General features: G+C 39.8%; 19 protein-coding genes. 1 reads left to right on the top strand and 18 read right to left on the bottom strand.

Annotated features, from left to right (window positions below; genetic code table 11):
• Window positions 1–8: 8 nt before the first annotated feature.
• The 10 genes from QUF07_RS00550 to QUF07_RS00505 all read right to left on the bottom strand — a co-directional run bounded on the left by QUF07_RS00550 (window position 9) and on the right by QUF07_RS00505 (window position 7,399).
• Entirely contained in the window at window positions 9–398 is a 390-nt protein-coding gene (locus QUF07_RS00550; RefSeq protein ID WP_289426576.1) for a hypothetical protein, read from the bottom strand.
• An 18-nt stretch (window positions 399–416) separates the two neighbouring features.
• Window positions 417–1,241: a DUF4355 domain-containing protein gene (locus QUF07_RS00545; protein WP_289426575.1), complete on the bottom strand. Its 825-nt coding sequence runs from the start codon at window positions 1,239–1,241 to the stop codon at window positions 417–419.
• A gap of 98 nt (window positions 1,242–1,339) precedes the next feature.
• Window positions 1,340–2,371, bottom strand: coding sequence for a hypothetical protein (locus QUF07_RS00540; RefSeq protein WP_289426574.1), 1,032 nt, complete (start codon window positions 2,369–2,371; stop codon window positions 1,340–1,342).
• Entirely contained in the window at window positions 2,371–3,975 is a 1,605-nt protein-coding gene (locus QUF07_RS00535; protein ID WP_289426573.1) for a phage portal protein, read from the bottom strand. Before QUF07_RS00535 ends, QUF07_RS00540 begins: the two co-directional genes overlap by 1 nt.
• 3 nt (window positions 3,976–3,978) lie before the next feature.
• A complete protein-coding gene (locus tag QUF07_RS00530; protein WP_289426572.1) occupies window positions 3,979–5,337 on the bottom strand; it encodes a PBSX family phage terminase large subunit in 1,359 nt (452 codons plus the stop codon).
• Window positions 5,321–5,830: a terminase small subunit gene (locus tag QUF07_RS00525; RefSeq protein ID WP_289426603.1), complete on the bottom strand. Its 510-nt coding sequence runs from the start codon at window positions 5,828–5,830 to the stop codon at window positions 5,321–5,323. The genes QUF07_RS00530 and QUF07_RS00525 overlap by 17 nt, the downstream gene beginning before the upstream one ends.
• Window positions 5,831–6,044: 214 nt before the next feature.
• Window positions 6,045–6,350, bottom strand: coding sequence for a hypothetical protein (locus tag QUF07_RS00520; protein WP_008856341.1), 306 nt, complete (start codon window positions 6,348–6,350; stop codon window positions 6,045–6,047).
• 1 nt (window position 6,351) lies between these two features.
• A complete protein-coding gene (gene dut, locus QUF07_RS00515; protein WP_289426571.1) occupies window positions 6,352–6,786 on the bottom strand; it encodes a dUTP diphosphatase in 435 nt (144 codons plus the stop codon).
• Window positions 6,779–7,066, bottom strand: a complete 288-nt coding sequence (locus tag QUF07_RS00510) for a hypothetical protein (protein ID WP_289426570.1) — start codon at window positions 7,064–7,066, stop codon at window positions 6,779–6,781. The genes dut and QUF07_RS00510 overlap by 8 nt, the downstream gene beginning before the upstream one ends.
• A 30-nt stretch (window positions 7,067–7,096) precedes the next feature.
• Window positions 7,097–7,399, bottom strand: coding sequence for a hypothetical protein (locus tag QUF07_RS00505; RefSeq protein ID WP_008211511.1), 303 nt, complete (start codon window positions 7,397–7,399; stop codon window positions 7,097–7,099).
• Between the two features lie 267 nt (window positions 7,400–7,666).
• Here QUF07_RS00505 and QUF07_RS00500 point away from each other — a divergent pair, with 267 nt between their 5' ends.
• Window positions 7,667–7,933 carry a hypothetical protein gene (locus tag QUF07_RS00500; RefSeq protein ID WP_235803599.1) on the top strand — a complete coding sequence of 89 codons (267 nt, stop codon included), beginning with the start codon at window positions 7,667–7,669 and terminating at the stop codon, window positions 7,931–7,933.
• 95 nt (window positions 7,934–8,028) lie between these two features.
• Here the strand turns inward: QUF07_RS00500 and QUF07_RS00495 are convergent, their stop codons facing one another.
• From QUF07_RS00495 to QUF07_RS00460, 8 genes are all read right to left on the bottom strand, one after another.
• Window positions 8,029–8,193, bottom strand: a complete 165-nt coding sequence (locus QUF07_RS00495) for a hypothetical protein (protein WP_289426569.1) — start codon at window positions 8,191–8,193, stop codon at window positions 8,029–8,031.
• Window positions 8,194–8,763: 570 nt separating this feature from the next.
• Window positions 8,764–9,228: a hypothetical protein gene (locus QUF07_RS00490; protein ID WP_289426568.1), complete on the bottom strand. Its 465-nt coding sequence runs from the start codon at window positions 9,226–9,228 to the stop codon at window positions 8,764–8,766.
• A gap of 91 nt (window positions 9,229–9,319) precedes the next feature.
• Window positions 9,320–9,898 (bottom strand): hypothetical protein, encoded by a 579-nt coding sequence (locus tag QUF07_RS00485; protein WP_289426567.1) that lies wholly within the window; start codon window positions 9,896–9,898, stop codon window positions 9,320–9,322.
• 1 nt (window position 9,899) lies between these two features.
• Window positions 9,900–10,079 carry a hypothetical protein gene (locus QUF07_RS00480; RefSeq protein WP_065493097.1) on the bottom strand — a complete coding sequence of 60 codons (180 nt, stop codon included), beginning with the start codon at window positions 10,077–10,079 and terminating at the stop codon, window positions 9,900–9,902.
• Window positions 10,066–10,308 (bottom strand): hypothetical protein, encoded by a 243-nt coding sequence (locus QUF07_RS00475; RefSeq protein WP_289426566.1) that lies wholly within the window; start codon window positions 10,306–10,308, stop codon window positions 10,066–10,068. Before QUF07_RS00475 ends, QUF07_RS00480 begins: the two co-directional genes overlap by 14 nt.
• 13 nt (window positions 10,309–10,321) lie before the next feature.
• A complete protein-coding gene (locus QUF07_RS00470; RefSeq protein WP_289426565.1) occupies window positions 10,322–10,468 on the bottom strand; it encodes a hypothetical protein in 147 nt (48 codons plus the stop codon).
• Entirely contained in the window at window positions 10,465–11,562 is a 1,098-nt protein-coding gene (locus QUF07_RS00465; RefSeq protein WP_289426564.1) for a DNA cytosine methyltransferase, read from the bottom strand. The genes QUF07_RS00470 and QUF07_RS00465 overlap by 4 nt, the downstream gene beginning before the upstream one ends.
• A 14-nt stretch (window positions 11,563–11,576) precedes the next feature.
• The gene (locus tag QUF07_RS00460) at window positions 11,577–11,867 is read right to left on the bottom strand and encodes a hypothetical protein (protein ID WP_289426563.1); all 291 of its coding nucleotides are present in this window, start codon (window positions 11,865–11,867) and stop codon (window positions 11,577–11,579) included.
• Between the last annotated feature and the right edge of the window lie 71 nt (window positions 11,868–11,938).

Genomic DNA, 11,938 nt, shown 5'->3' with positions numbered 1-11,938 from the left:
ACATCTCCTTATCGATTAATTAAATTAATACCTGGTGTTTTACCAGCAACTGCCTGCAAAGCAGTTACAACCGTACTATCAAGCCGATTTTGACGCAGATAAACATTATCAAACCAAATCGTTACGTCAGCATCGCCAGCAGTAACATCAGTATCAGCAGCGATTACGCCAGCAAATACTTGACCACCCCCACCAGTAAACTTAGAAAGTTTAGTCGTGCCTTTGGATTGATCGGCACTCAACCAGTCGGACTTTGCACCAACTGGCGTACCTTGTAGGAGAACCTTTTTGCCACTAGGATTAGCGCTAACGGTTGAACTATCAATTGTCCCCGGTAAGCCAACAGTTAAGTCGGGTCTTACTCGAGGATCAGAATTAGCAAAATATTGTTGTACCATCCTGTTTCACCTCATTTATTATTTTTGGTCAAAAAACTTACCCTTAAATCGGTTAGGGTCTCCAAGGGTATTTTTGGCAACAATCTCACCAAAGCTCGGAGCTTCAGTAGTTTGTTGCTGATTGCTTTGTGGAATATTGTGATTCTTAAACATGTCCTGCTTCGTCTTTTTAACGACGCGATTAAGTAAATCCTTGAAGTTGTCAACATTGTGTTTAGTCGCTTCTGGATCATCACTAATAAGTGTCTCAACATCGTCATTGGTAAATTGATACCCGGTATCTTTAAGCTGGTTAAGCACTTCACTGCGCATATCTGATCGATTCTTTTCAGCTTTAAGCTGCTTGTTTTCTTCAAGGATTTCCTTGATTTGTGCCTGCTGCTTTTCTTCGTCGGTCATTTGTGCGTATTTTTCAGCGTTACTCTTACCAGCTTTTTTGCCTTCTTCAATACCTTTTTTGCGGGCACGAAATTCACGATCTTTGAGCAATTTATCAACTTCGGTTTGCGTAAACGTCTTGTCATTGCTACTGTTATTGCCATTATTATCATCAGTATTGTCTTTTGACGATGTGTCATCATTATCAGTTTGATCACTATTACTATTAGTATTTTGATTGTTTTGATTCTGATTGGCATTATTGGTGACAGTGTCGACAAGATTCTTAATAAAGTCTTGAGATGGTTGGCCGTTTTGATTACCAGAGTTTGTTGCGGTGTTGTTGTTGGCATTCTGGCCACCTTCGCCACTTTCTACACCTTGTGCACCAGGTTGGGATTGGCTACCTTCTTGGCCGGCGTCAGCAAAATACTGCAAATTCATGTTTAATTTATCTGATTCCATGTGTTGCCTCCGTTTATAGCCTGTCGGCTGTTAATTCCTTGCGCAGTTTAATGTCTTAAGCATGTTTGGGACAAAATAAAAAGCAATGAAATTTTTACTCATTGCTCATCATCACTTGTTTGATTTTTATTTGAATGGTCAGCTGCTACTATGGCACCAGCAACGCCTAATAATGGAACTAACGAAACGTGTGCTATTTTGGTGCAACGACAATTAGGATGTGAATCATCAGGAATGCTCGGAGAGCTAGCATCATTAACAGCATACGGGCCATCATCAGCGATCCCCTCGCATTTATCACACGCCCCTGGCTGAGTTACCCAATCGAAGTAAGCAATTCCTTGCGACCTAAATACCTGCGTTGTCGCTCTGTCTAAAACGCGCGCTCGTTCGGTAACAATCATGCGTCTGATATAAGCATCATTAGTTTCAAATAAGCCAGTTATCGTCTGTGGTTTAGCCGTACGAATACTCGGAAATAACTGGTTGACATCTGCTTGTTTTAATCCAGCTCGCAATGATTTAGCCACTAATGATTGGACGTTGTTAACGAGGTTATCGTTGTAGAGCCAGATATTGTCGCTCCATTGATTGCCATTAATTGTTGTACTGATGATCTTTTCGGAATTATGCAAGATCTCTCGCTTAGTAATGTTGGCTTCTTTCACGACATCCGCCCCAGCCTTTTTAGCTAAACGATCGTTATTGAATTGACGACTAACGTCCCGTTTAAAATCACTGTTTAACGTTCGACCAAGTAATTTAATCGTAGCGATGGTAGCACCGGCAATGCTGAACCCAATTAAAGAATTCAAAGTATGATACCGATCAATTGGTGCATTCCTGCTATATTCTTTAAATCGGTTTTGAGATTGGGAATCATCATCCTTAAGCGTCGCCCTTTGAAAATGAAGCAGACGACGTCTATCAGGATCGGAATCCCGTTTTAACAGCTCAACGTATTTTAATAGACCTGCTACTCCGTATTCAGCAATGAAGAAATTAAGATGATCCTCAATTTCTTGTAATGCCACTTGATAGGCATCATGAACTCGACCATATAATTCTTCATCACTCTTAAGTAGTTTGGCAATATACTTCTTCTCTTGAGCTTCACTAATAGGCTTCATTAATCATCACCTTTAGTCTGTGAAGTATCATTCTGACTGTTATTACTATCAGCGTATGGGTCAGGCGTGCGTGCCTTCGCTTCTTGTGCCAGCTGATCTTGTTCAGCGGCAATTTTCTGCATTTCTTTTTTAGCATCGGGAACATTTGAAAGAGAAGCAATCGCCGTTTCTTGAGAAGTCGTTGATTGTAACTCATTTGCTGTCTGTGCTTCGGCTAACAAGTTGTGCGGGATTGTAAAGTTAAAGGTGTACTCTAAGTTATCAACATCATCGACATTGATCCCCTGTGCCTGTAAAGCACACGCCCATATTTGAGTGAGCGCCTTTTTCATCTTGGTTTCTTTGTTCAGTGCTTTGATCTTCATCGAATGAATCTTAAAATCAAGTGCTTGTGCGGCTGAGGTACTGAAATCGATATTATCGAGGTTGGGAATCTGAGCAACTTGATAGATAAAGTCCGTATCGTGTTGAATCTGATTCTCCTGTAGTTGGTCACCAGATGGCTTCTCCATAAACTCAGCATCCGGCGTTGGTAAAGCCTTAGACTCATCAGATTCAGCCCAGGCTTTATCCAAATATAGGTTAAGGACTCTTGACTGCTTAATTTCTTTAAGTTGATCATCGTCAAGTTCAGAATTAATAACTTTCAAGATGCTAGCCGCAAACGAATCAGAGTTATTAGATTTAGCACTAACAGCACTATCCAAGTCATCAACCAAACTAACAGAATCGTCGAAAACCCCGATTCGCTCTTCATTGTCCATGATTTCGGCAATTGGCAGTTGACTGAAGGGATGTCCCAAATTATCATCTACCCCAGTGTCTGGATCGGGATTTTCATCAAACACTAAAGAGGCATCGCTGGTAGCAGAGTTACTAAACGGCACCGTATCATCAATTTCAATTAGCTGTCCATGTAACGATTCGTTGCCCTTGCTATCCGGATAGTAACTGTAGGTTACCCCAAATAAGGGTTTATTTTGAATCGTATTGTCATAGACAATAAACGTATTTAAGGGATCTAGAAAAGTGATATGGGGATAGGCTTTCGCATCAGTATAGAGATACAAATAAGCGCGTCCATAAACGCTTGACCATTTGGACGCTTCTGTAAAGACATCATCCAAGACTTGATGCTTAGTCATTGCCGTGATCAGATCGTTAACTTTGTTGCTCTCCGCGGTTTCTTCATCAGATGGATCCTGATAAGCAATATCAATTGGCGTACCGATAAAATACCCGTTGAACGAGTCAACGAGTTTTTTAGGCATATTCACTATGCACCGATTATCGGGATCTCCATGAGGCGTTGGTTTACGATTAAGAATGTTGATATGTCGGCCTTTGTAATATTGGCGCTTCATAACGTAGGTTGGCATCAGCTTTGTTCGATGCAAATTAATCATGTTAAATAAATCATTGGGATTGTCTTTAATTTTTTGACTAGCGGAATAATGAAAAACATCGTTATCGTCTAGATAAGCACTACCAGACAAATTAACGGTGTTATCATTTGTCCATCCCATTTTCGAGGCATCCCGCCCGGAAATAAACGTATCTTGAATATTAGGATATTCTTTTTGTAAAATTTCACTAATTTTCATTCATTAAATACCTCGCTTAAACAATTTAACTTTGGCATTGATATGCGGATCAATCTTCAATCCCAACTTGCGAGCATTATCAATCGCAAAATACTTAAACGCATCACAAGTATGATCGTTTTCCTTAACTACTTTCGGATCATCACTGTGAACGGTCTTTTCGTCCCATTGATATTGCTCATGTTGCTTAACAAATATCTGATTTTCAGGCGTATCAAGATAGTACACACGGCCTTGAGCCAATAGGGATGATACATAATCGATCATGGTTGCTTCATCACTCTTAGCGACCCCATGCCAAACTTCGTTATATTCTTTAACAAATTCGTTTCGTAAAGCTCCTTCGGCAGAGTCAATCGTCCGTTTACCAATTGGTACTTGGTAGTTCATCGAATCTTCAAAACTCTTAATTTCAGGCACCAGGTCACTTGGTGCCTTTTTTCGAGATTGGTGTTCCGGACTGTAATAGTAGGTGTGCAGCAAAATAACCCTACCTTCGGCGGTAACGCCAATTGCCAGGCAAGTAGTTGCTGAATTAATGTGCCCAGCATCGATTGAAAAGTAAAGATTGACCAATGGGTCGTCATCAAACAATTTAGTTAGGGGATGGAACAAGTTCATATTGTAAACATTGGTTCCCAGGCCAATTATCTTCCCAAGATATAGCCACTTGTAATACTCGGGGTCATTCTTTTTATACGTTTCAATCAAGGCCAGTTGCTGTTCCTGGGTGATCCCGAGCTGATCGTCTAGATACGTTGAAGTGTCCACATAGCATTGTGGGTTCTGTTCCTGGATAGCAATCCATTCATTAATCCAGTCATAGGGATTACGTGGCGGATTGTAACTGTAAAACACCTTCACCTGATTAACCCAGGGAGATTTTTGCCGAATAAACGTTGGATTGGTCTGGTCAAACACTTCTGCACTCTTAAAGTTGGCTGCTTCTTCGTACCACAGAGCAATAACATTTTGGATCGTGTTTGATTTCAGTTTCTCAGGCTTGTCACCGCCGTAAAAATAGAACGCACTACCCGATGAAATATGGGTAATACGCATAGGTGAAACCGAATATTTAAATTCATCCGTCATGTGCAGCATGTCAATCGCCCAACAAATCTGACCATATACAGAGTCACGCAAGTTAACCGTGTTTTCCCGAATACAGACAACATTCACTTTATGGCCTAGCTGAGCCTGCTTCTTTAGCATAGTCAAGAGTTTTAAACTAATAGTCGATGATTTAAAAGAGCCACGGCCGCCCTTAGCGATGATGTAAGAACGCTTGGTAGACCACATCTTCTTAAAATGCGGATTAACAAGCTGAGATATTTTAATCATTTGCTTAGTCTTCACCGTCATTATCCGTATCCTCCAAATCATCAACCACTATCGTACTGTCATCATGTTGGTTAACCTTCTGAATTTCCTTAGCTTTCGTTTCAGCAATCTCCGCATCGGCAACAGCCCGTCGAACTTGTGCTTTGAGTAAATCATCGCTATCCGGATAACGCTTTAGGATTTCCTTAGCTGCGGCAATTCGCGTTTTTAAATCTGCTTCTTTTTCAATGGTGTCTACATCGAACTGTGTGGGCACGACAACCGTTTCTTTTTCTTCCCCTCTTGCTATCCGAGTAAGTAGTTGCAACGCCTCCTGGGCGTCCATAATCTTATGTGATTCAATCTCAGCCATGAGTCGATTGATGTATGTTTTTATATGGGGTTTTTTAAGGTTTTCTGACCCCGTTTCCGCCGCAGTCTTTTTTGAATAGCCTGCATTAAGCGCCGCTTTAGTAGCATTGCCAAGCTTTACATACTCTTCAGCAAAAGCCTTTTGTTTAGGCCGCAATTTCATCACATATCACCACACCTCCGGATTAATTAATTTAGCTAAGCTATTTATTAAACGATTTGCAAAAGCCGATTCCTAAATAAAGTGATTCAAAAAATATCCAAATCGGATTGTAACCTTGCATATATGATTGAGATTTATAGATAAACCACAAATACCTTTTAATAGTTTTCATATCACCACACCCTTGCATTCTATGAATTAAAGGTCAACACAATTATTCACCACGGTATGGCGGTGTGATATTGCTACCAAAGGTCTCTGTTAGCGCGAAGAAGTATCGATAATCTTCATTGACATTGTCATATTGACTAATTGTATCTAGTGACTTGGCCATAATCTCAGCAGCCTGCTGAATTCCTTTGTCAATCGTGCCGTTATCTAGCTTCTTTTGAACAGCGCTTGTGTCCAGTACGGCATCTCTCAATGCCTTATTTATCTCCGTACTAAATTCGTCTTGAATCATGCTGACGATTGCCGATTTATTAAACCTTTGATCACCTGAATTGAACATTTTTGTCATTTTAATTCTTCCCAGTTGAACCGAAACCGTCACTACCACGGTCACTGTCATTTAGTTTGTCGCATTCAATAGATTGTACTGAGACATCACGCCGAATAACCAACTGGCAAACCTTATCGCCTTTGTTAATTTGATTAGGCCGATTAGATAAGTTAACGAAAATCGCCATGATTTCACCACGATAGCCAGGGTCAACCGTTCCGAGAATGCACTTTAATGGTGTCCTAAGACTCATCCCTGACCTTGGTCTAACTTCAGCTGAATACCCTTTGGTTAACTGAATTGAAATCCCCAAAGAAATTCTTTTCGTTTCGAATGGTGCAAAATAAACAGTTTGATCAGCATATAAATCAAAGCCGGTATCATCTGGATGTGCCTGATGTGGTGCCATGGCAGATGAAGTCATTCTTTTATATTTAAGAAATACCCTAGGCACGTTGTCTCATCCTTTCCTGCTTATGTCTCATATCCTCTGTTAACCGTTCGCTAAATGATGTCTGCAATAATGAACTGATATGATTGATATCTTCTGAACTATACATAACGTCACTGACAAAATGAGCCCCAGAACTAAATATCATTAGAAGTTCAATTCCATCAATATAATATCTGGCAACTCCATTAATGAGTTTTCCTTGTGCATAAATATATTTCATCTTAATGTCATTGCTGGGAGACTCTTGCTTAAAATAATCCCTTAGCTCGTCATATCTCATTTTGACTTCACCTCTATAATTGTCGGACAGCTATTTTACAAAGTTATCTGAGCCATAAGGCGCTGGAATATCACTCCAGGCTTCTCTGAGCATCACGTAAAGCATAAAATCATAGTTACTGCCAATCAGTGGTACGTTAGCAAATTCGTCATAAGCTTTGGTCATGATTTCAGCATGATTGTGGATAGCCTTTTCAATATCACCATCTTTAAGCTCTTGTGAGACCGCAGAATTGTTTACCTTATCACTCATGATCATTTTTGATGCCTCCGGTTTTAGTTTAGCCAACTCATCGACAATCTTTTGATATTCAGCATTATTTTTATTAAGCATATTGATCTCCTATTCTCATTGGATATTGTTAACTTTATTTTTGATTTTAAGTTCGTTCAAGCGCCGAGCCTGCAAAGCTTTTCGTTTGCGATTCTTAATTTTGGACTTCTTATGACTTTTCGTATGTTTATTGTGCTTGCTCATAAATGAATCACCTCAATAATTTCTATTTTTAAACTGCTATATTTCCAAAAAATACTTTGCTGTGAGATAATAAAGCAAATGTTGTGGTTTGTTTGTGTGCCATTTTTTAAGGAGGTATCTGCAATGACAATATTAAATAATGATAAAATTCATCGTTTGCTTAATGAAAGTGGATTAGGAAACGTTAGTCCAGAAACAGCTGAAGCAGTTGAATCGATTTTAGGAGAACTAGATCGAAAAAATGTTTTAAGGACAAATAATAGTAAGAATTATTTTATTGATCGTTCCACCCTTGAAACCACATCTTTTCTAAGAGCATTGGTTGAACAAAATTGGCTAATAATTGCACAAAACGAGAAGATTATCAAAGCGTTAAATGCTTCTAAGTAGGAATTAAGCCAATAGGGTGAAATAACTTTCTAAAATGATATTAATGATTTAAAGTCAAAATCAGATAAGCAATTCATCACTTTTAAGCAGGTCGTCTAATCAGGCTTGACTGTTTTTTTGTGCAAATTAAAAGCGCCCTCTTTGCGAAGACGCTTCTTTAAGTCTCTATCCAGTTGTTTGTCAATCCGATATTCCTCTTTGGAAACGTAGCCGTAGCTAGTTTGTTTCATTGGTGTATACGGATGCTTGAGACCACTCATCAGTACCACCAGCCCCTATAACGGCCATATTCAGCAATCCCGGCTGGTAGCAGCATGACCATGATTAAAATAATTAACGTGGCCACATTGCCACCTCCTTCATAGTACCAGTTGTAAGCGTTCCCGTTTTTGGTATAATAGTAATTGGGGGGGGAGAGATAAAGCCCCAACTGCAGGCGACTTAAATGCCTGCAGCTTTTTTATACTAAAAAAGCCCACGTTTTCCGCCGCAGGCATCATGTAACTCACTACAGTTCAAGTTCTAGACAACATAACATACAAGTTTTTGTTTTTGCGTGAGCTGCATGTTCGTTGACTGGACGGGTACTACTCATTAATTTTTAGGAAGAATTTACTTTGATACAAGTCCAATCAACAACGTGGCTGGCAGGGAATCGAACCCTGCAACGGCTGTTTCATACCGTCCCTTTCCGCATATTTACGTATTCAGCCACACATTTCATATTGAGGGAATGGAACTTTCTTACAAATTCCACAATACCAATATAACCCCCGGAATTGCATTTTTTCGGCAGAACATCGGCAGATTGTCGGCAGAAAGTCGGCAGATTATCGGCGAACTTTTTTTGCTCGCAATTTATCCCGGGGACAAACTATCGCAAACACCCATAAAGCTTGTTTCTGATAATCGTTATATGTACGCTCAGGCAGATAGTTTAAATCATACTTCTCTGCTAAGCGTTCACAGCACTTTTTTACGGTGTAATGATTAATGAATCGGTACTCCAATAGGTCGGCTAAGAAGGCATTCTGGTCATCAATCGAGCTCATGAGTTGAATAGTCTTCAAACGTAGCTCACATTCCATCTTAGCGGTGGCTTGTTTAATCATCTTATCTTCTTGTCGGGTATGTCTTGGGTCTGACTGCGCCTTTGGCATGCCATCCATTATCGGCGACTGCAAGGAGAAACTGAATCTCGCCGCTTCAAGTTGCCAATCCTGATACTCACACAAAAATTGTTTAGCATTTTTAATTGTTTGCTTTCTATCCAATAAGCCAAAGACACTGTCCATCTCCGCAACTCCTTTATTGTCACCTTAGTTGATGTTATAATTAATCTGTCATTAACTAACATTATTTAAGCTGCCGGAGACGGGAGCTTTTTTATTTGCTTGGAATTAGTTCAAGCAATTGCCCCTTTAAACGAGTACCTGTATAGTCAATTCCTTTCTTATCCAAATATTCCTTAATTTCAGGGACAGTACTGTAGGCATCCGGAATCTCTGGATCTTTACTATGAGCAAACATCTTAGAATATTCATCAGAAGTGTCAGAACTACGGCGATCATGAAACTCGCGGTCAGCAACGTAGTAAAATCCTTTTTCGTTTGGCTCGCCACGATTTGCGGTTGCATAACGTAAAAATAATTTTTTGGCACATTTGGGGCACTTGATAAAGTGGAAACCAAACGGCACAGTATCACTTGTACGAGTACTGGTATATCCACAGAAAGGGCACTTGATCTCAGTGTTAACTTGTTTGCCATAGTCGGGTATATCTGGTGTAGATGTCTCAGATAAATCGGCTTGTTTAGAATCACCGTCATCTTCAACGTTCAATTCATCATCATTACCTGTTACCAACTGATGCAGTTTGAAAATTTCTTTGAATGTTAATTCACGATCAGCTTCCAAAGACACTTTCAACCCTTTAAAGCTCATGCTAGCTGTCATTGTATTCATTTCATTTTTCCTCCAAATCTTCAATTCGTCCCATTACATAACTGATTACCATCATCAAAGTAGCAACAGCGTAAAACATATAAAAGTCTGCTGATTCTAAATTCCATTTATTCACATAGCCCAGCCAACATTGACTGGCATAAATGATTACCCAAACTGCTAAGCTTCTAATCAGAGCCATTATCTGCCTCCACATCCTGAAATGCCTTAACAACGTAATCAGTAAACTCTTTGCGATTTTTCAAAATATTTTTAGACATATCAGTTAAGCTACATAAGTCTTCATGCATTGAAATTTCGTCTAGATCTGACAGAAAATAGCTTGCAATAAAATTAGCCGAATTAAACCCATTCATATAGTCTGGTAATAAGACATCTTCTACATAATCTTTAGTTTCTTGCAGTAACATTGAGATTCCCCTTTCATTTTCCATGAACAAATGGTTTATCAATGTGTTCAAGCTCATAAAGGGCTACTTTTAATCCCGGTGAATACTCACCATTTCCACTATCATCTTCACTTAGCATCGTCAATAAACGGGCTTTCAATTCTTTCATGTCATCATTCATTTATTTGCCTCCTCAATTTCCATTTGTTCAGCAATTGCTCTGATCACCGGAACTGTTACCGAGTTCCCAGCCTGCTTGTATAACTGACTATCACTTACGCCAGTATTTTTGGCACGATCGAACGCCCAATCAGGGAAGCCTTGCAGTCGCCAGCACTCTCGTGGTGTAAGTTTTCGGATTCTCAAATCATTCGTTAAAATACCATGCCTATCTTGTCCAGTTAGTGTAAATTCAGGCTCACCATTGGTTTTAAATCGACGACCATTTTGTCGCTTTTTAATTCTGTCTGGGGTTAGAACTGGAATCGCAATTTTGGGTTCCCGACCGCCACCCTGCATTGTGCTTAATGTTGGGCTTAATCCATCAGTCCCATAAACTCGTCCGATCTGCGGATTACCACCAAAAGATTTTGAAGTACTGATATTACCTATTTGATGGACTTTATTCGATTCACCTTCAACAACGTACGATCCGTTTCCCTGGGCTTCTGAATATCGTGTTGTAAGGGTATTAGTTGATGGTCTGTTTGCTTCAGAAGCTTCTTCACAATTTTGGCAGATAGGAAATACTTTTCGGGTACGTCTTCCTCTAAGATGCCCGATAATGAAGAGACGTTCCCTGTGCTGAGGGACGACTTCGGCGCTGTCGAGAACTGACCATTCCAAGTCATACCCGATTTCATCCAGCTCAATTTGAAGTTTGAGGAAGTCAAACCCTCTGTTAATACTAAGTAAGTTTTTAACGTTCTCAATGAGTAAATAACTGGGTCGACTTTCTTTCGGTGTGTCTCTAATAAGTTGCGTAACTGTAAAAAATAGGGAACTACGTTTTCCATTGGTGATTCCTTGCTGCTTTCCGGCCACTGAGATATCTTGGCACGGAAATCCGAAGCACCAGCAGTCGGCTCGAGGAACTTCATCAAATCTAACTGATCGTATATCATGGGCGTTCCACTCCCCCTTAATTTCAAAAATCGCTTGATAGCTTTGCCTGGCAAATTTGTCCCACTCAACCCAGCCAGCACATTCATGACCGGCTTGCTCCATTCCCAAACGGAAGCCACCAATTCCAGAGAACAAATCTAGGAATTTCATGCTCCTATCACCTACTAGTTATTTTTGTTTTCTTCCATTTCTCTATCTATAATGTCATCGATTTCATGCTTAAACTGGTCGATGATTTTGGTGTGACCTACTACTTTAAAATCATTCCCATCAATGTAAAAAGTTGTTTTTTCAAACTTCATTCCACTGGGGCTAAGATAAAATCCGCTAATCGTGTTTCTACCTTTTGAAGTAAATACGAAATATTTTTGATAGTTTCGATTGCCATCATAGACTGATGATGTCCATGGATTAGAAACAATGTCTCCCTTATGATACTTAGTTTGTTTGCTCATTTATCTATCTCCTGAATTTTCCACAAATATATTGCTTGTCGTTGCTTCAATGCATCCCTTAGCATCCATTT

Source organism: Lentilactobacillus sp. TOM.63 (assembly GCF_030361045.1).
GTDB lineage: Bacteria > Bacillota > Bacilli > Lactobacillales > Lactobacillaceae > Lentilactobacillus > Lentilactobacillus dabitei.
Note: the sequence above shows the minus strand (reverse complement) of the source record. Positions and strands in the feature narration are given on the sequence as shown.